The 26,511-nt window shown below is 68.3% G+C and carries 18 protein-coding genes; 17 read left to right on the forward strand and 1 reads right to left on the reverse strand.

What is annotated here, in order from left to right:
• Nucleotides 1-140: 140 nt before the first annotated feature.
• The 8 genes from rnr (at nucleotide 141) to alr (ending at nucleotide 8,724) form a co-directional block, all read left to right on the forward strand.
• Nucleotides 141-2,858: a ribonuclease R gene (gene rnr / locus M8R19_RS19025; RefSeq protein ID WP_249918598.1), complete on the forward strand. Its 2,718-nt coding sequence runs from the start codon at nucleotides 141-143 to the stop codon at nucleotides 2,856-2,858.
• The gene (gene rlmB, locus M8R19_RS19030) at nucleotides 2,855-3,604 is read left to right on the forward strand and encodes a 23S rRNA (guanosine(2251)-2'-O)-methyltransferase RlmB (RefSeq protein ID WP_074983335.1); all 750 of its coding nucleotides are present in this window, start codon (nucleotides 2,855-2,857) and stop codon (nucleotides 3,602-3,604) included. Before rnr ends, rlmB begins: the two co-directional genes overlap by 4 nt.
• Before the next feature lie 335 nt (nucleotides 3,605-3,939).
• Complete coding sequence (gene rpsF, locus M8R19_RS19035) at nucleotides 3,940-4,356, forward strand: 30S ribosomal protein S6 (RefSeq protein ID WP_074983333.1); 417 nt, start codon at nucleotides 3,940-3,942, stop codon at nucleotides 4,354-4,356.
• 29 nt (nucleotides 4,357-4,385) lie between these two features.
• The gene (gene rpsR / locus M8R19_RS19040; protein ID WP_009613459.1) at nucleotides 4,386-4,616 is read left to right on the forward strand and encodes a 30S ribosomal protein S18; all 231 of its coding nucleotides are present in this window, start codon (nucleotides 4,386-4,388) and stop codon (nucleotides 4,614-4,616) included.
• A 35-nt stretch (nucleotides 4,617-4,651) separates the two neighbouring features.
• Nucleotides 4,652-5,521 (forward strand): hypothetical protein, encoded by an 870-nt coding sequence (locus tag M8R19_RS19045; protein ID WP_249918599.1) that lies wholly within the window; start codon nucleotides 4,652-4,654, stop codon nucleotides 5,519-5,521.
• A gap of 21 nt (nucleotides 5,522-5,542) precedes the next feature.
• Nucleotides 5,543-5,989 carry a 50S ribosomal protein L9 gene (gene rplI / locus M8R19_RS19050; protein WP_009613455.1) on the forward strand — a complete coding sequence of 149 codons (447 nt, stop codon included), beginning with the start codon at nucleotides 5,543-5,545 and terminating at the stop codon, nucleotides 5,987-5,989.
• A 130-nt stretch (nucleotides 5,990-6,119) separates the two neighbouring features.
• Nucleotides 6,120-7,514, forward strand: coding sequence for a replicative DNA helicase (gene dnaB, locus M8R19_RS19055; protein WP_074983332.1), 1,395 nt, complete (start codon nucleotides 6,120-6,122; stop codon nucleotides 7,512-7,514).
• Between the two features lie 133 nt (nucleotides 7,515-7,647).
• On the forward strand, nucleotides 7,648-8,724 hold the full coding sequence (gene alr, locus M8R19_RS19060) for an alanine racemase (RefSeq protein ID WP_249918600.1): 1,077 nt from the start codon (nucleotides 7,648-7,650) through the stop codon (nucleotides 8,722-8,724).
• On the opposite strand, the gene M8R19_RS19065 is transcribed toward alr, so the two are convergent.
• Nucleotides 8,721-10,598 (reverse strand): diguanylate cyclase domain-containing protein, encoded by a 1,878-nt coding sequence (locus M8R19_RS19065; RefSeq protein WP_249918601.1) that lies wholly within the window; start codon nucleotides 10,596-10,598, stop codon nucleotides 8,721-8,723. The two genes, alr and M8R19_RS19065, sit on opposite strands and share 4 nt — an antisense overlap.
• Before the next feature lie 223 nt (nucleotides 10,599-10,821).
• On the opposite strand from M8R19_RS19065, the gene M8R19_RS19070 reads away from it, so the two are divergent.
• The 9 genes from M8R19_RS19070 (at nucleotide 10,822) to pilV (ending at nucleotide 26,510) form a co-directional block, all read left to right on the forward strand.
• Complete coding sequence (locus M8R19_RS19070) at nucleotides 10,822-13,077, forward strand: YgiQ family radical SAM protein (RefSeq protein WP_249918602.1); 2,256 nt, start codon at nucleotides 10,822-10,824, stop codon at nucleotides 13,075-13,077.
• Nucleotides 13,078-13,518: 441 nt separating this feature from the next.
• Nucleotides 13,519-14,766, forward strand: coding sequence for a parallel beta-helix domain-containing protein (locus tag M8R19_RS19075; protein ID WP_249918603.1), 1,248 nt, complete (start codon nucleotides 13,519-13,521; stop codon nucleotides 14,764-14,766).
• Nucleotides 14,763-15,890 (forward strand): SO2930 family diheme c-type cytochrome, encoded by a 1,128-nt coding sequence (locus M8R19_RS19080; protein WP_249918604.1) that lies wholly within the window; start codon nucleotides 14,763-14,765, stop codon nucleotides 15,888-15,890. Before M8R19_RS19075 ends, M8R19_RS19080 begins: the two co-directional genes overlap by 4 nt.
• A 467-nt stretch (nucleotides 15,891-16,357) precedes the next feature.
• Nucleotides 16,358-19,642 carry a transglutaminase family protein gene (locus M8R19_RS19085; RefSeq protein WP_249918605.1) on the forward strand — a complete coding sequence of 1,095 codons (3,285 nt, stop codon included), beginning with the start codon at nucleotides 16,358-16,360 and terminating at the stop codon, nucleotides 19,640-19,642.
• 50 nt (nucleotides 19,643-19,692) lie between these two features.
• The gene (locus M8R19_RS19090) at nucleotides 19,693-22,191 is read left to right on the forward strand and encodes a circularly permuted type 2 ATP-grasp protein (RefSeq protein WP_249918606.1); all 2,499 of its coding nucleotides are present in this window, start codon (nucleotides 19,693-19,695) and stop codon (nucleotides 22,189-22,191) included.
• Entirely contained in the window at nucleotides 22,191-23,120 is a 930-nt protein-coding gene (locus M8R19_RS19095; RefSeq protein WP_249918607.1) for a transglutaminase family protein, read from the forward strand. Before M8R19_RS19090 ends, M8R19_RS19095 begins: the two co-directional genes overlap by 1 nt.
• A 1,280-nt stretch (nucleotides 23,121-24,400) precedes the next feature.
• Nucleotides 24,401-25,249: a mechanosensitive ion channel family protein gene (locus M8R19_RS19100; RefSeq protein ID WP_074985138.1), complete on the forward strand. Its 849-nt coding sequence runs from the start codon at nucleotides 24,401-24,403 to the stop codon at nucleotides 25,247-25,249.
• A 278-nt stretch (nucleotides 25,250-25,527) separates the two neighbouring features.
• Nucleotides 25,528-25,992, forward strand: a complete 465-nt coding sequence (locus tag M8R19_RS19105) for a GspH/FimT family pseudopilin (protein WP_249918608.1) — start codon at nucleotides 25,528-25,530, stop codon at nucleotides 25,990-25,992.
• Nucleotides 25,989-26,510 (forward strand): type IV pilus modification protein PilV, encoded by a 522-nt coding sequence (gene pilV / locus M8R19_RS19110; RefSeq protein ID WP_249918609.1) that lies wholly within the window; start codon nucleotides 25,989-25,991, stop codon nucleotides 26,508-26,510. Before M8R19_RS19105 ends, pilV begins: the two co-directional genes overlap by 4 nt.
• Nucleotide 26,511 lies beyond the last annotated feature (1 nt).

Here is a 26,511-nt window from a genome sequence, read left to right on the forward strand (position 1 = left end):
TATACGGAGCCCACTTTGGCTTGTAAACCCCTGATGCGATAAAAAATTTATTCGTGGCCAAAGCTGACCGACGAGCGGATTTCGCGCTTCAATAAGCACATGGCACTTACATCTATAGACGACAAGGTGATCTCGCCCTGATGGCCGATTGGCAAACCCTCGATCCCGAGGCCGCCCGCGAAGCGGAAAAATACGAAAACCCCATTCCCAGCCGCGAACTCATTCTGGCGCACCTCGCCGAACGCGGCGCGCCGGCGACCCGCGCGCAACTGCTGGAAGAATTCAAGCTCGCCGACGAGGAGTCGGAGGAAGCCCTGCGCCGCCGCCTGCGCGCCATGGAGCGTGACGGCCAGCTCATCTATACCCGCCGCGGCGCCTACGCCCCGGTGGACAAGCTGGACCTGATCCGCGGCCGCATCGCCGGTCACCGCGACGGCTTCGGCTTCCTCATCCCCGACGACGGCAGCGACGACCTGTTCCTCAGCCCGACGCAGATGCGCCTGGTGTTCGACGGCGACCGCGCCCTGGCGCGCGTCTCCGGCTTCGACCGCCGCGGCCGCCGCGAAGGCGCCATCGTCGAAGTCATCGAGCGCGCCCACGAGACACTGGTCGGCCGCTACTTCGAGGAGAGCGGCATCGGCACCGTGGTCGCCGACAACCCGAAGATCCAGCAGGAAGTGCTGATCCCGCCGGGCAAGCACGGCGCGGCCAAGCACAACCAGTTCGTCCAGGTGCGCATCGACCAGTGGCCCAGCGTGCACCGCCAGGCCCAGGGCGAAGTGGTGGAAGTGCTCGGCGACTACATGGCGCCGGGCATGGAGATCGAAGTCGCCCTGCGCAGCTACGATATTCCCCACGTCTGGCCCCAGGGCGTGGAGAAGGAAGCGGCCAAGCTCAAGCCCGAGGTGGCGGACAAGGACAAGGAGAAGCGCGTCGACCTGCGCACCCTGCCGTTCGTGACCATCGACGGCGAGGACGCCCGCGACTTCGACGACGCCGTCTACGCCGAGAAGCGCAAGGGCGGCGGCTGGAAGCTGTACGTCGCCATCGCCGACGTCTCCCACTATGTAAAGGTGGGCTCGGCGCTGGACGAGGAGGCGGCCAAGCGCGGCAACTCGGTGTACTTCCCCGAGCGCGTCATCCCCATGCTGCCGGAAATCCTCTCCAACGGCCTGTGCTCGCTGAACCCGCTGGTCGACCGCCTGGCCATGGTCTGCGAGATGAACCTGTCCAAGGCCGGCAAGATGACCGGCTACCAGTTCTACGAGGCGGTCATCCACTCCCACGCGCGGCTCACCTACACCAAGGTCAGCCAGTACCTGGAGACCCCGGACAGCCCCGAGGCCGCGCGCCTGGCCGAGCAACTGCCGAACGTGGTGCCGCACCTGCGCACCCTCTATGACCTCTATAAGGTGCTGGTCGCCGCCCGCCACGTGCGCGGCGCCATCGACTTCGAGACCCAGGAGACGCGCATCGTCTTCGGCGCCGACCGCAAGATCTCGGAGATCCGCCCGACCCAGCGCAACGACGCGCACAAGCTGATCGAGGAATGCATGCTGGCGGCCAACGTGGCCACCGCCAAGTTCCTCGAGAAGCTGGAAATCCCCGCGCTGTACCGCGTCCACGACGGCCCGCCGCAGGAGAAGCTGAACAACCTGCGGCAGTTCCTCGGCGAACTGGGCCTGACCCTCTACCGCGGCAAGGGCGAACCGACCCCCGGCGACTACCAGGCGCTGCTCGAATCGATCCAGGGCCGCCCGGACTTCCAGCTGATCCAGACGGTGATGCTGCGTTCGTTGAGCCAGGCGGTGTACAGCCCGGACAACAACGGCCACTTCGGCCTCAACTACGAGGCCTACACCCACTTCACCTCGCCGATCCGCCGCTACCCGGACCTGCTGGTGCACCGCGCCATCCGCAGCGTGGTCCGTTCCAAGCGCGAGACCGACCTGGTGCAGCGCGCCGGCGCCACCAGCATGGCCAAGGCGCGCATCTACCCCTACGACGAGCCGCGCCTGGAACAGCTCGGCGAGCAGTGCTCGATGACCGAGCGGCGCGCCGACGAGGCCACCCGCGACGTCACCAACTGGCTGAAGTGCGAATACATGCGCGACCGCGTCGGCGAGACCTTCGACGGCGTGATCACCGCGGTCACCGGTTTCGGCATCTTCGTCGAGCTGACCGACATCTATGTCGAGGGCCTGGTGCACGTCACCGCGCTGCCCGGCGACTACTACCACTTCGACGCCGTGCACCACCGCCTGGCCGGCGAGCGTACCGGGCGCAGCTTCCGCCTCGGCGACACCACCCAGGTGGTGGTGGCGCGGGTCGACCTGGACGAGCGCAAGATCGACTTCGAACTGGCCGAAAACGCGCTCAGCGCGCCCATCGGCCGCAAGAAGCGCGGCGACAAGGCCGAGGCGGCCAAGCCCGGCAAGCCTGCCAAGGCCGCCAAGCCGGCTCGCGCCAAGGGCCAGCCGCGCGAGCTGCAGCCGGAAGTGCCGGAGCCGCCGCTGCCCGTGGCGCCGCCGCGCAAGCGCAAGGTCGGCGTGGTCCAGGCGTTGCCCTCGGTGGCGCCGGAGATGCTCGCCAAGGCCGAGGAAATGCTCGGCAACACCGATGTGAACAGAAGCCGCGCGCTGAAGCAGGCGCTGCTCGACGAAGCCAAGGTGGGCGGCAAGCGCCCTGCGGCCAAGGCCCAGGGCAAGCCGGCGAAGAACACCAAGGCCGCTGCGGAGAAACCGCGCAAGCCGTCGAAACAGAAGGCCAAGACCGCCAAGCCGAGCAAGCACCGCAAGGGGCCGTCCAAGCCCAAGGCGGAGGGCGCCGCGGCAGGCAAGCCTAAGGCCATGCCATGAGCCAGTGGGAAAGGGTCTACGGCGTGCACGCCGTAGAGGCGCTGCTGCGTCATCACCCCAAGCGCGTCAAGCAGCTGTGGCTGGCCGAGGGGCGGCACGACCCGCGGGTCCAGGCGCTGGTGGAACTGGCCGGGCAGACGCGGGTGCCGGTGGGCACCCGTGACCGCAAGGAGCTCGACGAGTGGGCCGAGGGCGTGCACCAGGGCGTGGTCGCCGAGGTCAGCCCTAGCCAGGTGTGGGGCGAGAACATGCTCGAGGAGCTGCTCGAGCGCACTCCGGGGCCGGCCTTGCTGCTGGCCCTGGACGGCGTCACCGACCCGCACAACCTCGGCGCCTGCCTGCGCACCGCCGATGCTGCCGGCGCGCTGGCGGTGATAGTGCCGAAGGACAAGTCGGCGACCCTCAACGCCACCGTGCGCAAGGTCGCCTGCGGCGCCGCCGAAGTGATCCCGCTGGTGGCCGTGACCAACCTCGCGCGCACCCTGGAAAAGCTCCAGCAGCGCGGCCTGTGGGTGGTCGGCACGGCCGGCGAGGCGACCCAGACCCTCTACGAACTGGACCTCACCGGCCCCACCGTGCTGGTCATGGGCGCCGAAGGCAAGGGCATGCGCCGCCTGACCCGCGAGCACTGCGACTACCTGGCCAAGCTGCCCATGGGCGGCAGCGTCAGCAGTCTGAACGTGTCGGTGGCCACCGGTGTGTGCCTGTTCGAGATCGTCCGGCAGCGCCAGGCGAAAAAGGCCTAAGAGCGGCTGCAAGCTGCAAGCTGCAGGCAAGAGCGAAGAGCCAGTCCCGTCCTCCCTGTAGGAGCGAGCTTGCTCGCGAACCAACCTCGGCACCGTGCCCGCCCGGTTCGCGAGCAAGCTCGCTCCTACGAAGAGCCCCGCACATGCTCTTCGCCTGTAGCCTGTAGCTGCTCAAATATTCATCAATTGCCTTGCGCCGCCTTCCCCCCTTCTCTAGAATGTCGCCCCTTGCCGTCCGGGCAGGCGCTTACGCGTCCACCTGTCGGCAAGTCAAAAAGACATTCACTCCTTGCCTGACCGCATCGTCGGCAGGCTGCAACCCGTAAGGAGCATTTATGCGTCATTACGAAATCGTGTTCCTGGTTCACCCGGACCAGAGCGAGCAAGTCGGTGGCATGGTCGAGCGTTACACCAAGGTCATCGAAGAAGACGGTGGCAAGGTTCACCGCCTGGAAGACTGGGGCCGTCGTCAGCTGGCTTACGCCATCAACAACGTGCACAAGGCTCACTACGTTCTGCTGAACGTCGAGTGCAGCGCCAAGGCCCTGGCCGAGCTGGAAGACAACTTCCGCTACAACGACGCAGTCATCCGTAACCTGGTGATCCGTCGCGACGAAGCCGTTACCGGCCAGTCCGAAATGCTGAAGGCCGAAGAGAGCCGCAACGAGCGCCGCGAGCGCCGTGAGCGTCCCGACGCCAACGAAAACGAGTCCGCTGACGGCGAAGACAGCCGCGACAGCGCCGACGAGTAATCCCGGACCAGTATTGAGGAGCCGATAACATGGCACGTTTCTTCCGTCGTCGTAAGTTCTGCCGTTTCACCGCTGAAGGCGTCAAGGAGATCGATTACAAAGATCTCAACACCCTGAAGGCCTACGTTTCCGAAACCGGCAAGATCGTTCCGAGCCGCATCACCGGCACCAAGGCCAAGTACCAGCGTCAGCTGTCGACCGCCATCAAGCGCGCTCGCTACCTGGCCCTGCTTCCCTACACCGACAGCCACGGCCGTTGATCGGGCAGTCGACGTAGCTTTGATGGATAGATCGCATGCGCGCATTGGCTGAATTCGTCATGCGAGGCCGCATGCAGGCGACCCTGGTGGTCGTCGCAGCCGCGGTACTGCAGCCGTTCTTCTGGCTCGGTGCCGCCGCCGGCAGCCTGGTGCTGCTGCGCCGCGGAGCCGGCGATGCCATTGGCATCCTGGCCTGGGCGCTGCTCCCGGCCCTGGCCTGGTGGTACCTGGGCGACCCCACGGTCACCCTGGTGATGCTGGGTTCGGCGGTCCTGGCGCAGGTGTTGCGCACCAGCATGTCCTGGAATCGGGTCATGCTGGCCAGCGTGGTGTTGGGCGTGTTCTTCGTGCTGCTGTTGAGCACGGTATCCGCCGGCCTGGTTACGGGCCTGGCGGAGGCGTTTGGCAAGGTGCTGCCACAGGTGCTGTCGGAAGCGAAGCTTTCGGCGGACCAGCAGGCCGAGCTGCAAGCGGGGTTGGTCCCGGCCATTACCGGCCTGCTGGCCGCCTCGCTGCAGCTGATCAGCCTGTTGTGCCTGATGCTGGCGCGCTACTGGCAAGCGGCGTTGTACAACCCGCAAGGGTTTGGCCGCGAGTTCCGCGCGCTGCGCCTGGCGCCGCCGGTGGCCATCGCGCTGCTGCTGGGCGTGCTGGTGGTGCCGCTGCTGGGCCCGCAGTTCGCCGTGGTGGCGCCGCTGTGCGCCGTGCCGCTGCTGTTGGCCGGGCTCGCGCTCGGTCACGGGCTGGTCGCGCTGAAACGCCTGCCGGGGTTCTGGCTGGTGCTGTTGTACGGCCTGGCGCTGATGCTGGGGAATGTGATCTGTCTGGTTGCTGTCGTCGATAGTCTGTTTGATTTTCGTGGTCGCCTGGTACGTCGCCAGGGCTCCACGAACGGTGAAGGTTAAAAGTTAAGAGGTAAGACTCAAATGGAAGTCATCCTGCTGGAAAAGATCGCCAAACTGGGCAACCTGGGCGACAAACTGAACGTCAAGGGCGGCTACGCCCGTAACTACCTGCTGCCGCAGGGCAAGGCCACCGCCGCCACCCCGGCCAACGTCGCTGCTTTCGAAGAGCGCCGCGCCGAGCTGGAAAAGGCTGCCGCCGCGAAGAAGGCTGACGCCGAAGCTCGCGCCGCTCAGCTGGCCGAACTGATCGTCACCATCGGCGCCCACGCTGGCGACGAAGGCAAGCTGTTCGGTTCGATCGGCACCCGCGACATAGCCGAAGCGGTCTCCGCTGCCGGCTACCCGCTGGAAAAGGCCGAAGTGCGCCTGCCCAACGGTGCCCTGCGCACCGTCGGCGAATACGACATCGAAGTGCAGCTGCACACCGACGTCGAAGCGACCCTGCACGTGGTCGTCGTCGCCGAGTAAGCGATCCGTCGCTGCGACGCCGTGGACACCTTGCGTGGACGCGGCAGTTCGCTAACATCGGGCACGGTACCGCCTAGCGGTCCGTGCCCTTTGTTTTTCTGCACCCATCCGAGTTTCCTGCGCCGAGCCCATGAACGACATCACCGTCCCCGAGCAATACGACCTGCAAACGGCCACCCTCAAGGTGCCGCCGCATTCGATCGAAGCCGAACAGGCGGTGCTGGGTGGCCTGATGCTCGACAACAACGCCTGGGAGCGGGTGTCGGACGCGGTGTCCGACGGCGACTTCTACCGCCATGACCACCGCCTGATCTTCCGCGCGGTGTACAAGCTCGCCGAAGGCAACCAGCCGATCGACGTGGTGACCCTCTCCGAGCTGCTGGAGCGCGAAGGCCAGCTGTCGCAGGTCGGCGGCCTGGCCTACCTGGCGGAGCTGGCGAAGAACACCCCCTCGGTGGCGAACATCAAGGCCTACGCGCAGATCATCCGCGAGCGCGCCACCCTGCGCCAGCTGATCGGCATCAGCAGCGACATCGCCGACAGCGCCTTCAACCCCGAGGGCCGCAGCGCCAACGAGGTGCTCGACGAGGCCGAGCGGCGCATCTTCGAGATCGCCGAGGCGCGGCCGAAGACCGGCGGCCCGGTGGGCATCGGCGACATCCTGGTGAAGACGATCGACCGGATCGACCACCTGTTCAACACCAACGACGCCTTCACCGGCATCTCCACCGGCTTCACCGATCTCGACGAGAAGACCAGCGGCCTGCAGCCGGCTGACCTGGTCATCGTCGCCGGCCGTCCGTCCATGGGCAAGACCACCTTCGCCATGAACCTGGTGGAGAACGCCGTGCTGCGCACCGACAAGGTGGTGCTGGTGTACTCCCTGGAGATGCCTTCGGACTCGATCGTGATGCGTATGCTTTCGTCCCTGGGCCGCATCGACCAGACCAAGGTGCGTTCGGGGAAGCTGGAGGACGACGACTGGCCGCGCCTGACCTCGGCGGTCAACCTGCTCAACGAGCGCAAGCTGTTCATCGACGACACCGCCGGCATCTCGCCCTCGGAAATGCGCGCGCGCACCCGGCGCCTGGCCCGCGAGCACGGCGAGATCGCCCTGATCATGGTGGACTACCTGCAGCTGATGCAGATTCCCGGTTCCTCCGGCGACAACCGCACCAACGAGATCTCCGAGATCTCCCGCTCGCTCAAGGCCCTGGCCAAGGAATTCAACTGCCCGGTGGTAGCGCTGTCGCAGCTCAACCGTTCCCTGGAACAGCGCCCGAACAAGCGCCCGGTGAACTCCGACCTTCGCGAATCCGGGGCGATCGAGCAGGACGCCGACGTGATCATGTTCGTCTACCGCGACGAGGTGTACCACCCGGAAACCGAGTTCAAGGGCGTGGCCGAAATCATCATCGGCAAACAGCGTAACGGCCCCATCGGCACCGTGCGCCTGGCCTTCCTCGGCCGCTTCACGCGCTTCGAGAACCTCGCCCCGGGCATGTACAACTTCGAAGACGAATAAAGACGAGCAAGGCTGGAGGCTGTACGTAAGAGCTTGATGCAGAGTGGCCGGGGGTTATGCTGTTTGCCTTCAGCCTTCAGCCTTCAGCCTTCAGCCTTCAGCCTTCAGCCTTCAGCCTTCAGCCTGGACCCCCATGCGCCCCCTTATCGCCCATATCGACCTCTCCGCCATCCAGCACAACTACGCCCTGGCCAAGCGCTGCGCGCCGGGCCGCGAGGCGTTCGCCGTGGTCAAGGCCAACGCCTACGGGCATGGCGTGCGCGAGGTGGTGACCGCGCTGCGTGACGAGGCCGATGGCTTCGCCGTAGCCTGCCTGGAAGAGGCCGCCGAGGTCCGCGCGCTGCATGGCACCACGCGCATCCTGCTGCTGGAGGGCTGCTTCGAGCCGAGCGAGTTCCTGGTGGCCTCGCAACTGCGCCTGGACATCGCCATACAGGGGCCGGAGCAATTGGCGACGCTGCTGGCCAGCAACCTGCCGCACCCGCTCAACGTCTGGCTCAAGCTGGACTCGGGCATGCACCGCCTGGGCTTCTCCGCCGAGGCCTTGCGCGCGGTCTTCCCGAGCCTGCGCGGCGCCCCGCAGGTCGCCGAGCTGAACCTGATGAGCCACTTCGCCTGCGCCGACGAGCGCGGCCACACGCTCACCGAGGACCAGCTGGAATGCTTCCTCGGCCTGCTCGACCTGGACTTCGACCAGCGCTCGCTGGCCAATTCCGCCGCCGTGCTGAGCATCCCGGCGGCGCACATGGACTGGATCCGTCCCGGCATCATGCTCTACGGCGCTTCGCCCTTCGCCGACCTGGGCGCGGCCGAGATGGGCCTGCGCCCGGCCATGAGCCTGCATGCGCAGGTGATGTCCGTCCGCGAGGTGGCGGTGGGCGAGAGCGTCGGCTACGGCGCCACCTGGGTGGCCGAACGGCCGTCGCGCATCGGCACCGTCAGCTGCGGTTACGCCGACGGCTACCCACGCCACGCGCCCGGCGGCACGCCGCTGCTGGTCGCCGGTCAACGGGCGCCGCTGGCGGGCCGGGTATCCATGGACATGCTGGCGGTGGACCTCACCGACCTGCCCGAAGTCACCGTCGGTGCCCCTGTGGAACTCTGGGGCGCGCAACTGCCGGTGGACGAGGTGGCCGCCCATGCCGGCACCATCGGCTATGAACTGCTGACCAAGGTCACCGCCCGGGTGCCGCGCAAGTACAGCGCCTAGATCAACCGGTCCGAAGTCTTCAGCGTCTCCAGCCAGAAGTCACCGTTGCCGTCGTCCCCGGCCAGCGCGTAGCTGGCCCGGCCGCTGCCCTTGACCTGGTACAGCGCCTGGTCGGCGGCCTTGTACAGCTTGGCGAACTGCAGCGCGTGGCGTGGGTAGATGGCCACGCCGATGCTCGGGGTGATGCTCAGCTCCAGGCGGTCGAACTGCACCGGCCGCGACAGCTCGCTGAGCAGGCGCACGGCGATTTCCCGGGCGTGGCTTTCGGCGTCGGGGCCGGACACCAGCGCGGCGAACTCGTCGCCGCCCAGGCGCGCCACGCAGTCGCTGGAACGCACGCACTGGCGCAGGCGGTGGCCGACGTGCTGGAGCATGAAGTCGCCGGCGTCGTGGCCGTGGGTGTCGTTGATCGGCTTGAAGTGGTCGAGGTCGATCAGCATCAGCGCCAGGCTCTCGCCGTTCTGCTGGGCCTGCTGCAGCGCCTGCTCGGCGTGCTCTACCAGGTAGCGGCGGTTGGGCAGCCCGGTGAGCGGGTCGTTGTGCGCGGCATGGCGCAGCTGGGCCTCGCGTTCGAGCAGCAGGCGGTTGCTCTGCGTCAGCTCGGCGGTGCGCGCCGCCACGGCCTGCGCCAGGTCGTTCTGCGCGCTCTGCAGCAGGGTCATGCGCGCGCTCTTCTCGCGGTTGGCCTGCTCCAGGGCCTGGGCCTTCTCGCGCTTGAGTTCCTGGATGCGCGAGGTCAGGGCGAAGGAGAACAGGATGGACTCCATGGCCACCGACACCGGGAACAGGTAGGCGGTGGTCGGCGACGGCTGCACCACGCCCAGGGCGCGCATCACCGAAATGCTCACGCTGGACAGCACCAGGCCGAAGCCCACCAGGTACAGGCGCGCCGGCAGCGAGCCCTGCAGCGAGCGGGTGATGGCCGCGCCGAGTGCCGCCGGGATGCCGACGAAGGTGGTGGTGGCCAGCACCCAGCCGGCCTCGGAGCGGCCGACGAAGACGTTGAGCAGCACCGAGGCGACGTACAGCAGGCAGTTCAGCGTCAGCATGTGGTGCGCCCAGGGCACGTTGCGGCGGGTCTGCAGCAGCGTCTGGGTGAAGCGGGTGACGCACAGGCCCCACAGCGAGGGCAGGGTGATGCGGTTCAGCCACCAGGGCACCGCGTCGCCGGGCCAGAGCAGTTCGAAGGCATGGCCGGTCATGCCCATGCTGAACAGCAGGGCGAAGCCGGTGGTGAGCACGTACCAGAAGTAGGCGCGGTCGCGCAGGCTGACCAGGATGAACAGGTTGTACAGCAGCAGCGCGGCGATCAGCCCGTAGACGCCGCCGAGGAACAGGTTGGTCTCGGCGCGGTGGTCCTGCAGGTCGTCCTGCGACCAGATGCGCAGCGGGAAGGAGTTGCCGGCCGGGTCCAGGCTGCGCAGGTACAGGCGCAGCGGACCTTCGCCGGCGGGCAGGTGGAACACCGGGCGGCGGTAGCTGCGGTCGCGGCCTTCGGCAAAGGGCACCGCTTCGCCCGAACGCAACTCGCGGTAGCCGCCCTGGCCGTCGGGCAGGTACAGGCGCAGGTCGAGCAGGTTGACCGCGTCCACTTCCAGCCACCAGCCGCCGGGCGGGGTGGCCTGGCGTTCCAGGTCCAGGCGCAGCCACCAGGGGTTGGGGCTCTGGCCGACGCTGGTGCGGCCCTTGGCGGGCACGAAGGCGGCGTCCTGCTCGCGTGCCTGTTGCAGGTCCAGGCGTGCGCCCGGGTCTTCCAGCAGCATCAGGCCGTCGTTCAGCCAGCGCCCGCTGGCCCGTTCGTCGAGCACCAGGGGCTGGGCCACGGCGCTGGCGCAACCGAGCAGGAGGAACAACAGACACCACAGATGACGCACGGTTGACACTCCCTGTTCCCGGCCGCTGTGGCCAAGCCTGTTGAGACGGTGGAGCGAGTATAGCCAGTTGCCACTGCGGCGGCGCCGCCAATCGTCCCCGTCCGGCGGTCGCCCCGCGCCGGGAAAAACCCCAGCGTCCCGGTCGGAATTGTTCACTTTTTGTGCTATATTCCGCGCCCGCGATTTCGCGACCCTATTCCTAGAGATGCCCCCGGTGCCCGTGATGCAAGCCGCCAAGCCGCTGTTCGACTATCCCAAGTTCTGGGCCGAGTGTTTCGGCCCGGCGCCGTTCCTGCCGATGAGCCGGGAAGAGATGGATCAACTGGGCTGGGATTCCTGCGACATCATCATCGTCACCGGCGATGCCTACGTCGACCATCCGTCCTTCGGCATGGCCATCATCGGCCGCCTGCTGGAAGCCCAGGGCTTCCGCGTGGGCATCATCGCCCAGCCGGACTGGCAGTCGAAGGACGACTTCATGAAGCTGGGCAAGCCGAACCTGTTCTTCGGCGTGGCCGCCGGCAACATGGACTCGATGATCAACCGCTACACCGCCGACCGGAAGATCCGCTCCGACGACGCCTACACCCCCGGCGGCAACGCCGGCAAGCGCCCGGACCGCGCCAGCATGGTCTACAGCCAGCGCTGCCGCGAGGCGTACAAGGGCGTGCCGATCGTGCTCGGCGGCATCGAGGCTTCGCTGCGCCGCATCGCCCACTACGACTACTGGCAGGACAAGGTCCGCCACTCGATCCTGATGGACGCCAAGGCCGACATCCTGCTGTTCGGCAACGCCGAGCGCGCCGTGGTCGAGGTGGCCCAGCGCCTGTCCGCCGGCGAGCCGATCGAGTCGATCACCGACGTGCGCGGCACAGCCTTCGTCCGTCGCGACACCCCCGAGGGCTGGTTCGAGCTGGACTCCACGCGCATCGACCGCCCGGGCAAGATCGACAAGATCATCAACCCCTACGTCAACACCCAGGACACCGCCGCCTGCGCCATCGAGCAGGACAAGGGCCCGCAGGAAGACCCCAACGAAGCCAAGGTGGTGCAGCTGCTGCCCAACCCGAAGCTGACCCGCGAGCGCACCGTCATCCGCCTGCCGTCCTTCGAGAAGGTGAAGAACGACCCGGTGCTCTACGCCCACGCCAACCGCGTGCTGCACCTGGAGACCAACCCCGGCAACGCCCGGGCCATGGTCCAGCGCCACGGCGAGACCGACGTGTGGTTCAACCCGCCGCCCATCCCGCTGAGCACCGAGGAGATGGACTACGTCTTCGGCCTGCAGTACGCCCGCGTGCCGCACCCGGTCTACGGCGGCGAGAAGATCCCGGCCTACGAGATGATCCGTTTCTCGGTGAACATCATGCGTGGCTGCTTCGGCGGCTGTACCTTCTGCTCGATCACCGAGCACGAAGGGCGGATCATCCAGAACCGTTCGGAAGACTCGATCATCCGCGAGATCGAGGAAATCCGCGACAAGGTGCCGGGCTTCACCGGGGTGATCTCCGACCTCGGCGGGCCGACCGCCAACATGTACCGCATCGCCTGCAAGGACCCGGAGATCGAGAAGCACTGCCGCAAGCCGTCGTGCGTGTTCCCGGGCATCTGCGAGAACCTCAACACCGACCACTCCTCGCTGATCCAGCTGTACCGCCGCGCCCGCGACCTGCCGGGGGTGAAGAAGATCCTCATCGCCTCGGGCCTGCGCTACGACCTGGCGGTGGAGTCGCCGGAGTACGTCCGCGAGCTGGTGACGCACCACGTCGGCGGCTACCTGAAGATCGCCCCGGAGCACACCGAGCAGGGCCCGCTGTCGAAGATGATGAAGCCGGGCATCGGCAGCTACGACCGCTTCAAGCAGATGTTCGAGAAGTTCACCAAGGAGGCGGGCAAGGAACAGTACCTGATCCCGTACTTCATCGCCGCGCACCCGGGCACCACCGACGAGGACATGATGAACCTCGCCCTGTGGCTCAAGCGCAACGGCTTCCGCGCCGACCAGGTGCAGGCTTTCTACCCCTCGCCGATGGCCACCGCCACGGCCATGTACCACTCGGGCAAGAACCCGCTGCGCAAGGTCACCTACAAGAGCGACGCGGTGACCATCGTCAAGGGCGAGCGCCATCGCCGCCTGCACAAGGCCTTCCTGCGCTGGCACGACCCGAACAACTGGCCGATGCTGCGCGAGGCGCTCAAGGACATGGGCCGCGCCGACCTGATCGGCAACGGCAAGCACCAACTGATCCCCACCCACCAGCCCGACGCCGACGGCAGCTACCAGAGCGCCCGGCGCAAGAACTCCACCCCGGTGGGCAGCAAGAAGGCCGGCAAGCCGCTGCTGACCCAGCACACCGGCCTGCCGCCGCGCGCCAGCGACGGCTCGCGCCCGTGGAACAAGGGCGAGGAGGGCAAGGCCGCGGCCTACGCCAAGGGCAAGAAGCGCACCACCAAGCGCCAGCCGAACATACCGCGCTGAGCTGTATGACCGATGACGGGGCCGTGAGGCCCCGTTTTCGTTTCCGGGGCTGCTTTCGTAGGAGCGAGCTTGCTCGCGAACCGTGCCTCCCGGGGGCTTTGGGGATTGGGCTGTAGAGCGCCCTCTCCCTAACCCTCTCCCTGAAGGGAGAGGGGACCGTTCGGTGCGCGTTGGTATTCCTGAGTCAGCCGGCTAGCGCAGAGATTGCCGGCTGAAACCAGGCCATTTCTCGGCACGGACAAGCCCCCTCTCCCTTCAGGGCGGGGCGCGCAGCCGAGGGCTGGGGAGAGGGTGCGGAGGTCGGTCTGATGCCGGCGTATCCGGGAAACTCTGTTCGCGAGCAAGCTCGCTCCTACAGGGAGGAACTGCCCTCGGGCTATTCATCGAAACATTTTGGTACTATAGTTCCAAAATCATAAAAACAAGACCGGAGACCCCGCCATGCGTCGCGCCGCCCTGTCCCTTCTCAGCCTCGCCGTGCTCCTGGCCGCCTGCGGCGAGCAGGACAAACCCACCGCCGCGGTCAGCGCGGATTTCCAGAAAGACCTGCAGGCACGGCTGATCAAGGCCAAGCCAGGTGACGTCATCGCGATCCCCGCCGGCACCTACCACCTCGACCGCGGCCTCAGCCTCAAGGTCGATGGCGTGACCATCCGCGGCGACGGCATGGACAAGACCATCCTCAGCTTCCGCAACCAGAAGGCCGGCGCCGAAGGGCTGCTGGTGGACGCCTCGGACTTCACCATCGAGAACCTGGCCATCGAGGACAGCAAGGGCGACGCGCTCAAGGTGCTGGGCGGCAAGAACATCGTGATCCGCAACGTGCGCACCGAATGGACCAACGGCCCGGCCACCGAGAACGGCGCCTATGGCCTGTACCCGGTGCAGACCGAGAACGTGCTGCTGGAGGGCAACGTGGCCATCGGCGCTTCGGACGCGGGCATCTACGTAGGCCAGTCGCGCAACGTGGTGGTGCGCAACAACCGCGCCGAGCGCAACGTCGCCGGCATCGAGATCGAGAACACCATCGGCGCCGACGTCTACAACAACGTGGCCACCGGCAACACCGGCGGCATCCTCGTCTTCAACATGCCCAACCTGCAGCAGCCGGGGCGCGGCACCCGCGTCTACAACAACGAGGTGCAGGGCAACAACCACGACAACTTCGGCCACAAGGGCACGCCGGTGGCCAGCGTCCCGGCCGGTTCCGGGGTGGTGGTCAACTCCAACGACGACGTGGAAATCTTCGACAACAGGATCGGCGACCACAAGACTGCCAACGTCATCATCAGCAGCTACTACAGCACCAACTACTCGGACAAGGCGACGCAGCCGAACTTCGACCCCTACCCCGAGGGCATCTACATCCACGGCAACACCTTCGGCCCCGGCGGCGACAGCCCCGACCACCTGGAGTTGAAGGCGCTGAAGATCGCCAAGTTCGGCCTCAACGGGCGCCTGCCGGACATCCTCTGGGACGGCTACGTGAACCAGAAGAAACTGGTCGACGGCAAACTGCCGGAGGAGCTGGCCATCTGCATCGACAACGGCGAGGCCGGCATCGTCAACGTCGATGGGCCCAACGGCTACAAGAACATCAGCACCGACATGAGCGGCCATCGCTGCAAGCTCAAGCCGCTGCCGAAGATCGAACAGGCCGGCCTGGGCGAGAAGGGAGGCAAGGCATGACGCGAGCCGCCTGCGCCTGGTTGTCGCTCGCCCTGGCCGTGGCGCTGGCCGGGTGCGGGCAGCAGGCGACGCCGCGCTACCAGCCCGAGGGCGACGACTACCCGCAGAGCCTCAGCGGCTGGGGCATGCTGCATGTGGGCGACGGCCACCTGAAGCCCGCGCCCGAGGTGCTGCCCTACGACCTCAACACCCCGCTGTTCACTGACTACGCGCACAAGCTGCGCACGGTATGGATGCCTGAAGGGCAGGCGGCGGAATACGCCGAGGACCACTTCGACTACCCGCTGGGCACGGTGCTGACCAAGACCTTCTACTACCCCACCGACGGCAAGGGCCAACTGCTGGAGAACTCGCAGGACGACCGCGACCCGCAGCAGGGCCTGGACCTGGCCAGGGTGCGCCTGGTCGAGACCCGCGTGCTGGTGAAGCAGAAGGACGGCTGGACGGCGCTGCCCTACGTGTGGGACGCCGAGCAGAAGGAAGCGCACCTGGAACTGGCCGGCGACAGCCAGGCCCTGGAGTTGCAGGATGCGGCCGGGCAGAAGGTGGCCTTCACCTACATGGTGCCGGACGCCAATCAGTGCTCCGAATGCCACGCCGAGACCAAGGGCGCCGGCATCGCCCCGCTGGGGCCCAAGGCCCGGCACCTGAACAAGGACTTCGCCTACGCCGAGGGCAGCGACAACCAGCTGCGCCACTGGCAGGCGCATGGTTTCCTGCAGGGGTTGCCGGAACTAGCTCATGTGCCGCAGAACGCCCTCTGGGGCCACCCGCGCGAAGGCGAGAGCCTGGAGAAGCAGGCGCGCAGCTATCTCGACGCCAACTGTGGTCATTGCCACAACCCGAAGGGCGCGGCGCGTACGTCGGGGCTGTATATCGATGCCAATGCCGAGTTGGGGGTGAACTACGGGTTCTGCAAGCAGCCGGTGGCGGCGGGCAATGGTACCGGCGGGCGTCGCGAGGATATCCATCCGGGGCATCCGGAGCTGTCGGTGCTGACCTACCGCGTCGGCAGTGACAAGCCTGGGGAGATGATGCCGGAGCTGGGGCGGGCGTTGGTGCACAAGGAGGGGTTGGAGGTGCTGGAGCGGTGGATTGCGGGGTTGGCGGGGGGGTGTAGTTGAGGCTGGAGTTTTCCTTCGACTTCGGTGCGTGAGGGGGCTCCGTTCCCTCTCCCTAACCCTCTCCCTGAAGGGAGAGGGGACCGTTGGGCAGGGCTGGGTGTTCTGGAGTTAGCCGGCAGCCCCGTCGGTTTCCGGCTGAAACCATTCCTTCTCTCGGCACGGACAAGCCCCCTCTCCCTTCAGGGCGGGGCGCGCAGCCGAGGGCTGGGGAGAGGGCGCTCTACAGCCCAACACCAAACCCCCAGGCAATTCCCCCTTCGCGAGCAAGCTCGCTCCTACGAAAGACCACCCCACCGTCTAGGCTATCCCCAGCCGGCGCCCCATTTCCGTGCACCCCCATGCCCGGCATGCACCCCCGGGCCCCGCGATGGTGCCCGGCGTCCGTGCGCAGCCCGTTCCACGGCCCCTGGCGGCTGGCACGGGACTTGCGCGGAAGCTGTGTCGCCCAGGCCCGCAGGAGGCCCGCCGTGTCGATCCATGTCGCCTTGCAGCACGTCACCCACTACCGCTACGACCGCGCCGTGAACCTCGGCCCGCAACTGGTGCGCCTGCGCCCGGCGCCGCACAGCCGCACGCGCATCCTCGGCTATTCGCTGAAGGTCGCCCCGGGCAAGCACTTCATCAACTGGCAGCAGGACCCGCAGGGCAACTACCTGGCGCGCCTGGTGTTCCCGGAGAAGACCGAGGAACTGCGGGTGGAAGTGGACCTGGTCGCCGAGATGGCGGTGTTCAACCCCTTCGACTTCTTCCTCGAGCCCTACGCCGAGCAGTTCCCCTTCGCCTACGGCGCCGACGAGCAGCGCGAACTGGCGCCCTACCTCGCGCGCCTGCCGGCCAGCCCGCGGTTCGCCAAATACCTCGCCGCGGTGCCGCGCGACGCCAGCCCCACCGTGGACTTCCTGGTCGCGCTGAACCAGCGCCTGGCCGGCGACGTGCGCTACCTGATCCGCATGGAGCCCGGCGTGCAGACGCCCGAGCAGACCCTGGAGCTGGCCTCCGGCTCCTGCCGCGATTCGGCCTGGCTGCTGGTCCAGCTGGCGCGCCACCTGGGCCTGGCGGCGCGCTTCGTCTCCGGCTACCTGATCCAGCTCACCGCCGACCAGAAGTCCCTGGACGGCCCCAGCGGCACCGAAGTGGACTTCACCGACCTGCACGCCTGGGCCGAGGTCTACCTGCCCGGCGCCGGCTGGGTGGGGCTGGACCCGACCTCCGGGCTGTTCGCCGGCGAGGGCCACATCCCCCTGGCCTGCAGTCCCGAGCCTTCCTCGGCGGCGCCGATCACCGGCGCGCTGGAGGAATGCGAGGTGCAGTTCAGCCACCAGATGCGCGTGGAGCGCGTCTGGGAAGCGCCGCGGGTGACCAAGCCCTACAGCGAGGAACAGTGGCAGGCGATCCGCGAGCTGGGTTCGCGCATCGACGCCGACCTCGCCGAACAGGACGTGCGCCTGACCATGGGCGGCGAGCCGACCTTCATCGCCATCGACTACCCCGACGACCCCGAGTGGAACACCGCCGCCCTGGGCCCGAACAAGCGCCGCCTGGCCGCCGACCTGTTCCACCGCCTGCGCCGCCACTACGCGCCCAGGGGCCTGGTGCACTTCGGCCAGGGCAAGTGGTACCCCGGCGAACAGCTGCCGCGCTGGTCGCTGAACTGCTTCTGGCGGCGCGACGGCGAGCCGCTGTGGAACAACCCCATGCTCTACGCCGAGGAAGGCCGCAGCTACGGCGCCGATGCCGCCCTGGCCGCGCGCTTCCTGCGCCGCCTGGCCGGGCGCCTGGGGCTGACCGGCGACACCCTGTTCGCCGCCTACGAAGACTGGTTCTACTACCTCTGGCGCGAACGTCGGCTGCCGGCCAACGTCACCCCGGAAGACGCGCGCCTGGACGACCCGCTGGAACGCGATCGCCTGCGCAAGGTGTTCGAGCGCGGCCTGGGCGAAGTGGTCGGCCACGTGCTGCCGCTGGCCCGCAGCGCCGCCGGCGACACCTGGGAAAGTGGCCGCTGGTTCCTGCGCGACGAACATTGCCGGCTGATCCCCGGCGACTCGGCGCTGGGCTACCGCCTGCCGCTGGACTCGCAGCCCTGGGCCAGCGAGGCCGACTACCCCTACGTCAACCCCGCCGACCCCAGCCAGCCGCGCCCACCGCTGCGCCGCGCCGCGCAACTGCAGCAGGTGCGCGAGCGCATGCCCGGCGGCCCGGACGCCACGCGCCAGCCGCTGATGCACCAGTCCGCCGGCTGGATCACCCGCACCGCGCTGTGCGCCGAGCCGCGCGAAGGCCGGCTGTACCTGTTCATGCCGCCGCTGGCGGAGCTGGAGGCCTACCTGGAGCTGGTCGCCGCCATCGAGGCCACCGCCGGCGAACTGGGCTGCCCGGTGCTGCTGGAAGGCTACGAGCCGCCGGCCGACCCGCGCCTGACCAACTTCCGCGTCACCCCCGACCCGGGCGTGATCGAAGTGAACATCCACCCCTCGGCGAACTGGGGCGAACTGGTCGAGCGCACCGAATTCCTCTACGAGGCGGCGCGCCAGTCGCGGCTGTCCAGCGAGAAGTTCATGGTCGACGGCCGCCACGTCGGCACCGGCGGCGGCAACCACTTCGTCCTCGGCGGCGCCACCCCGGCGGACTCGCCCTTCCTGCGCCGCCCGGACCTGCTGCGCAGCCTGGTCAGCTACTGGCACAACCACCCCTCGCTGTCCTACCTGTTCTCCGGCCTGTTCATCGGCCCGACCTCCCAGGCGCCGCGGGTGGACGAGGCGCGCAACGACGCGCTCTACGAACTGGAGATCGCCTTCGCGCAGATGCCCGAGCCGGGCGCCGACTGCCCGCCCTGGCTGATCGACCGCCTGCTGCGCAACCTGCTGGTGGACATCACCGGCAACACCCACCGCGCCGAATTCTGCATCGACAAGCTGTACTCGCCGGACAGCGCCAGCGGCCGCCTCGGCCTGCTGGAACTGCGCGCCTTCGAAATGCCGCCCCACGCGCGCATGAGCCTGGCCCAGCAACTGCTGCTGCGGGCCCTGGTGGCGCGCTTCTGGGCCGAGCCCTACACGCCGCCGAAGCTGGTGCGCTGGGGCACCGAGCTGCACGACCGCTTCCTGCTGCCGCACTTCGTCGAGCAGGACTTCGCCGACGTGGTCCACGAACTCAACGCCTTCGGCTACCCGCTGCGCAGCGACTGGTTCGCCCCGCATTTCGAGTTCCGCTTCCCGAAATACGGCGACTACGCGGTGAAAGGCATCGACCTGGAACTACGCCAGGCCCTGGAGCCCTGGCACGTGCTGGGCGAGGAGGGCGCCCCCGGCGGCGCCGTGCGCTACGTGGACTCGTCCCTGGAGCGCGTGCAGCTGAAGCTGGGCGGCATGGCCCCGGACCGCTACGTGGTCACCTGCAACGGCCGCCCGGTGCCGCTGCGGCCCACCGGCCAGGTCGGCGAATACGTTGCCGCGGTGCGCTACCGCGCCTGGCAGCCGGCGTCCTGCCTGCAGCCGACCATCGGCGTACAGGCGCCGCTGGTCTTCGACATCGTCGACACCTGGATGCAGCGCTCCCTCGGCGGCTGCCAGTACCACGTCAGCCACCCCGGCGGGCGCAGCTACGACAGCTTCCCGGTGAACGCCTACGAAGCCGAGAGCCGGCGCCTGGCGCGCTTCTTCCGCCACGGCCACACACCCGGCAAGCTGAACGTGGAGGCGCCGCGCGCCGACGCCGAATTGCCGATGACCCTCGACCTGCGGCGGACATGAGCGCCGCCGCCCGCTAAAGTGAACAGGCCGCCTTGCACGCCGAGTCCCTGATGTCCGAGTTGCTCGCCCACTACCCGCTATCCGCCACGGCGTACCACGAACTGCTGGACGCCGCGGGCGGCGTGCGCCCGCACTGGCAACGCCTGGTCCAGCGCCTGGAACGCGCCAGCGCCGCGCAGCTGGAGCAGCGCCAGGCCCTGCTGGCGCGGCAGATCCAGGAAAACGGCGTGACCTACAACGTCTACGCCGACCCCAAGGGCGCCGACCGCCCCTGGGAGCTGGACCTGCTGCCCAACCTGCTGTCCGCCGAGGAATGGGCCGGCATCGCCGCCGGCGTGGCGCAGCGCGGGCGGCTGCTCAACGCGGTGCTGGCCGACCTCTACGGCGAGCAGCGCCTGCTCGCCGAGGGCGTGCTGCCGACCGAGCTGGTCTACGGCCACCCCAACTTCCTCTGGCCCTGCGGCGGTTTGCCGGTGCCCGGCGGCATCTACCTGCACAGCTATGCCGTGGACCTGGCGCGCGACGCCGACGGCCGCTGGCACGTGCTCGCCGACCGCACCCAGGCGCCCTCCGGCGCCGGCTACGCCCTGGAGAACCGGCAGATCATCTCCCGCGCCCTGCCGGAGCTGTACCGCGAACTGCGCGTGCAGTACCTGGCCGGCTATTTCCGCACCCTGCAGGAAACCCTCGCCCACTGCGCCCCGGCCGACGGCGAGACGCCGCTGGTGGTGCTGCTGACCCCGGGGCGCTTCAACGAAACCTACTTCGAGCACCTGTACCTGGCGCGCCAACTGGGCTTCCCGCTGGTGGAAGGCCACGACCTGACGGTGCGCGACGCCACCCTCTACCTCAAGACCCTCGGTGGCCTGAAGCGTGTCCACGCGGTGCTGCGGCGCCTGGACGACGACTTCTGCGACCCGCTGGAACTGCGCACCGACTCCGCCCTCGGCGTGCCCGGCCTGCTCGACGCCGTGCGCCGCGGCCGCGTGCTGGTGGCCAACGCCCTGGGCAGTGGCGTGCTGGAATCGCCGGGGCTGCTGGGCTTCCTGCCGGCGGCCAGCCGCCGGCTGTTCGGCGAGGACCTGCTGCTGCCGGCGGTGCAGACCCGCTGGTGCGGCGAACCGGGCGCCCTGGACATGGCGCTGGGTGAGCTGGAGCGCCTGGTCATCAAGCCGGCCTTCCCCTCGCAGAGCTTCGAGCCGCTGTTCGGCCACACCCTGGGCCCGGCGGCCCGCACCGAGCTGTGCCAGCGCCTGCGCGCGCAGCCCCACGCCTACGTGGCGCAGCGCCAGGCGCAGCTGTCCCAGGCGCCGGTCTGGCAGCAGGCCGGCGCGCGCGGCGAACTGCAATCGCGCGCCATCGGCATGCGCGTGTTCGCCGTGGCCGCCAGCGACGGCCGCTACTGGGTGATGCCCGGCGGCCTGACGCGGGTGGCCTCGGCGGCGGATGCCGAAGTGGTCTCCATGCAGCGCGGCGGGGCCAGCAAGGACACCTGGGTGCTGGCCGACCGCCCGGTCCACGGCGAGCCGCTGCGGCCGCGCAACATCGGCGCGCGCGACCTGATCCGGCAGGACCCGTACCTGCCCTCGCGGGTAGTGGAGAACCTCTACTGGTTCGGCCGCTACGCCGAGCGCTGCGACGACAACGCCCGGCTGCTGCGCGTGGTGCTGTCGCGCTACGTCGATGCCGACGGCGACGAGCAGGCCCTGCGCAGCGCGCTGGACCTGGCCGGCGCCATGGGCCTGATCCCCCAGGGCGAGGCGCCGCTGGAGCAACGCCTGCTGGCGGCCCTGCTGGACGAGCACTGGAGCAACAGCCTCTGCGCCAACCTGCGCCGCCTGCACTGGGCCGCCGCCCAGGTGCGCGGGCGGCTGTCGCGGGAGAACTGGCTGGCGCTGATGGAACTGCAGCGCGACCTGCAGGCGCTGGACGCGCGCGACACCGAACTGGGCGACGCCCTGGACTTCCTCAACCGCCTGCTGATGTCCCTGGCCGCGCTGTCCGGCTTCGCCCTCGACGACATGACCCGCGACGACGGCTGGCGCTTCCTGATGATCGGCCGGCGCATCGAGCGCATCCAGTTCTTCGCCGACGCCATCGCCGGCTTCCTCGACGGCGGCGCGGCCTGGGACCCGGGCGCCCTGGAATGGCTGCTGGAACTGGGCAACAGCACCATCACCTACCGCTCGCGCTACCTCGCCGGGCCGCAGCTGATCCCGGTGCTCGACCTGCTGTTGCTGCACGAGCAGAACCCCCACGCCCTGTACTTCCAGCTGCAGGCCCTGGAGCGTTCCCTGGAACGCCTGCACCAGGAATTCGGCATGCCCCGCGAGCAGGAACTGGCGCTGCTCACCGCGCGCCTGCTGGCCTTCGACTTCGCCACCCTGGAGAACCCGCTGTTCGGCAGTGCCGGGCAGGACGAAGTGCTCGCCGGCCTGGCGCGCCTGCTGCGCGAACTGGCGCAGGGCGCCGGCCAGGCATCCGACCGCCTCGGCCTGCGCTACTTCGCCCACGTCGACGACATCAGCCAGCGCACGGTATCCACCTGATGGCCGAAGCCCAGCTTTCCCCAACGTCCGCGCCGGTGGCGCGCTACCAGGTGTTCCACGACACCCGCTACCGCTATGCCGCGCCGGTGTCGCTGTCGCAGCAACTGCTGCACCTGTGGCCGCGCGACTGTCCCCGGCAGCGCTGCCTGGGCCGCGAACTGCAGATCGAGCCCGTGCCCACCCAGCGCAGCGACGGCTTCGACGTGTTCGGCAACCCGCTGACGCGCCTGGCCTTCGAACGGCCCCACGACGAACTGCAGGTGAACGCCCGCCTGCAGATCGAACTGCTGCCGCGCCTGCCGCTGTATCCCTCGCCGGCCTGGGAACAAGTGGCCGCCGACCTGGCCTTCAGCGGCCGCGCCTTGTCGGCGCAGGAGCTGGAAGCCTGCCGCTTCCGCATGGAATCGCCCTACGTGCGCATCAAGCGCCAGTTCGCCGAATTCGCCGCCGACTGCTTCCCCGCCGGCCGACCGCTGCTGGAAGGCGCCGCGGCGCTGATGCAGAAGATCTTCGACGAATTCGCCTTCGACGCCGAAGCCACCCAGGTGGCGACGCCGCTGACCGAAGTGCTGGAGCGCCGCCGCGGCGTGTGCCAGGACTTCGCCCACCTGATGCTCGCCTGCCTGCGCTCGCGCGGCCTGGCGGCACGCTACGTCAGCGGCTACCTGCTGACCCGCCCGCCACCCGGCCAGCCCCGCCTGATCGGCGCCGACGCCTCCCACGCCTGGGTCTCGCTGTACTGCCCGGCCAACGGCTGGGTGGACTTCGACCCCACCAACAACATCCTCCCGGCCCTGGAACACATCACCCTGGCCTGGGGCCGCGACTTCGCCGACGTCTCGCCGCTGCGCGGGGTGATCCTCGGCGGCGGCAGCCACGACCCGGAAGTGCGGGTGACGGTGATGCCGCATTGGGAACTGGCGGTGTAACGAAGCGGCCAAGGCCAGGTTCCTAGGCAGTTGTCTTGCCGGCTGCGCCGAGATGCTCTTCGTAGGAGCGAGCTTGCTCGCGAACGGTGCTTGCGGGTGACTGCTGCGTGTCCGGTTGACTCCGTTCCCTCACCCCAGCCCTCCCCCGGAGGGAGAGGGGGCCGTTCGGCGTGGGCTGGAAGTTCGGCATCAGCCTGTAGGAGCGAGCTTGCTCGCGAACGGTGCTTACGGGTGGCTGCTGCGTGTCCGGTTGACTCCGTTCCCTCACCCCAGCCCTCTCCCGAAGGGAGAGGGGGCCGTTCGGCGTGGGCTGGAAGTTCGGCATCAGCCTGTAGGAGCGAGCTTGCTCGCGAACGGTGCTTGCGGGTGACTGCTGCGTGTCCGGTTGACTCCGTTCCCTCACCCCAGCCCTCTCCCGGAGGGAGAGGGGGCCGTTCGGCGTGGTCTGGAAGTTCGGCATCAGCCTGTAGGAGCGAGCTTGCTCGCGAACGGTGCTTGCGGGTGGCTCCTGTGTATCCGGTTGACACCGTTCCCTCACCCCAGCCCTCTCCCGGAGGGAGAGGGGGCCGTTCGGCGTGGGCTGGAAGTTCGGCGTCAGCCTGTAGGAGCGAGCTTGCTCGCGAACGGTGCTTGCGGGTGGCTGCTGTGTGCCTGGTTGACTCCGTTCCCTCACCCCAGCCCTCTCCCGGAGGGAGAGGGGCCGTTCGGCGTGGTCTGGAAGTTCGGCATCAGCCTGCAGGAGCGGGCCCTGCCCGCGAAACGCGCGCAGGGGAATGGCGTGGGTGGGGCAGCGTAGGAGCGGATCTCATCCGCGAATCGCGCCGGTGGTTCCGGCTATCGCGGACAAGGTCCGCTCCTACGGTCTTGCGCGCTGCCGGAGGGTAGGGTGCATAACCGTTCGCGGTTATCCGCCGTCGGCGTTATGCGCCCTACGGGCAAGCGCTGTTCGTAGCCAGATGTACCAGGACGACTCCGGATTCCCCGCCCGCTCAGGACAGCCCCCTCTCCCGCTTGCGGGAGAGGGTTGGGGTGAGGGCGCTCTTGAGCCTTATCGTGCGCAGGCCCAGCCCCTACCATACCGGCGGGCACGGCTTCTCGTAGGAGCGAGCTTGCTCGCGAACAGACTTCGCTGCGGGGCTCATTCGCGAGCAAGCTCGCTCCTACGAAGAGCACCTCGGCGCAGCCGGCAAAAGAGTCGCTCCGTCCCACCCGCCGGGCAAGCCGCGAACGGCGTGCTAGCTTTTCCCTGGTCATTTCCCAATCAACGGATGGGCCAGGCAATGGGCGACACCAACATCGTCAACGTGGGTACGGAGAAGTTCAACGAAATCTGGACGCTGGTGCAGCAGTACGCCCTGGCCTTCGGCATGAAGATCCTCGCCGCCATCGCCTTCTGGGTGATCGGCCGCTGGCTGATCGGCCTGGCGGTGGGCATGGTCGAGCGGGCGCTGGCCCGGCAGAGCGTCGACCCGACGCTGCTGCGCTACGTCGGCTCCTTCATCACCGTGACCCTCAACATCGTCCTGGTGATCGGCATCCTCGGCTACTTCGGCGTGCAGACCACCAGCCTGGCGGCGCTGATCGCCGCGGCCGGCGTGGCCATCGGCATGGCCTGGTCGGGGCTGCTGGCCAACCTCGCCGCCGGCGGCTTCATCATCGTCCTGCGGCCGTTCAAGGTCGGCGACTTCATCACCGCCGCCGGCGTCACCGGCACGGTCAAGGAGATCGGCCTGTTCGTCACCGCCATCAACACCCCGGACAACGTGCTGACCCTGGTGGGCAACAACAAGATCTTCGGCGACACCATCCAGAACTACAGCCACAACGATTTCCGCCGCGTCGAGCTCAAGGCCCAGCTGTCCGGCGCCGCCGACTACGCCGCCGCCGCGGCCCTGCTCAAGGAGCGCATCGCGCAGATCCCCAACGTGCTCGCCGAGCCGCCGGTGGACGTGGAAATCCTCGAGTTCAACCTGGTCGGCCCGGTGCTGGCGGTGCGCCCGTACTGCCACAACGACAACTACTGGCAGGTCTACTTCGACACCAACCGCACCATCAAGGAGGCCCTGGGCACCGGCTTCCCGGCGCCGATGCCGGCGCAGACCATCATCGTGCAGCAACCCGCCGGCTGAGCGCCGCGCCTTACACAGGGGCACCGCAAGGGTGCCTCTGGTGCTTCCGAATGCGTTTTCCTACGCCGTTGGGGATGGGCGGTCGCCAATCCTCGACGGCCGGTGAGCGCGCAGGAGCTTTCCTGCCGGCATAGGAAATTTCACCTTATCCCGAGTGGGGACGCCCCGCCGAAGCTGGCGATTCATCCTGCATATTCCCCCCGCCGACAAGCGCACCCTGGGCAGACCTCGACCGGCGCCTCCCGCACCGGTCGCCGTCTTCATCGCCCGGGGGCCCGATGCCACGCCATTCCCGCTTCGCCGCTTTCAGCCTGATCGAGTTGCTCGTCACCCTGGCCGTGCTGGCCATCACCGCCGCCATCGCGGTGCCCGGCTTCACCCAACTGATACGCAACCAACAGGTGCAGGGCGCCGCCCAGGAGCTGTACTCGCTGCTGCTCTATACCCGCGGCGAGGCGGCCAGCCGCGGGCGCTCCGTCACACTGAAGCCGGCCCAGGGCAGTGCCTGGACCGGGGCACTGGCGGTGACGGCCGGCAGCACCAGCCTGCGGCAGGTGACGCTGCGTGACGCCGTCGTCCTGGCCAGCGCTGCGAACAGCATCGTCTTCCGCGCCGATGGGCGCCTGGGCGGCAACGCGACCTGCATCAGCATCTGCCCGGCCGTGGACGGCGCGACTTGCCAGCGCATCCGCATCCTCGCCAGCGGGCAGATAGCCCTGCCGGCCAGCGGAGGCTGCTCATGAGGGCCGCGTGCGCAGGCGTCGGCCTGATCGAGGTGCTGGTGGCGCTGCTGGTGCTGACGGTGGGCGGCCTGGGCATGCTCGCCCTGCAGTCGCGGGCGGTGCAGAACACCCAGGAGGCCACCCTGCAGGGCAACGCGGTGATGCTCGCCCACGACCTGCTGGAGATGATGCGCAGCAACCGCGACGCGGTGCTCGACGCGACGGGGCAACTGGACGGCGAGTCGAAGTATTTCAAGGCCTTTCCAGCCATACCCAAAAACTGCGGGACACGAGAGCGCGGTAGCGGTGGCGACGATGTCGCGACCGCCGACCTCGGCTGCTGGCGTGGCCGGGTCGAGCGCTTGCTGCCGGTTACCGCGGACCTCCAGACGAAGGAGTTCGCGGTCTGCCGCAGCGCTTCGGGCGAAGCCTGTTCCGACGCCGGTTCCCTGGTGATGATCCGCGTCGCCTGGGCCGATGAACGCTCGAAAATGTGCGATGGGGGCGTGTGCAGCTACGTGCTGCGCGCGGAGCTGTGAA

This window comes from Pseudomonas sp. R3.Fl, assembly GCF_023516765.1.
Taxonomy (GTDB): Bacteria; Pseudomonadota; Gammaproteobacteria; order Pseudomonadales; family Pseudomonadaceae; genus Pseudomonas; species Pseudomonas citronellolis.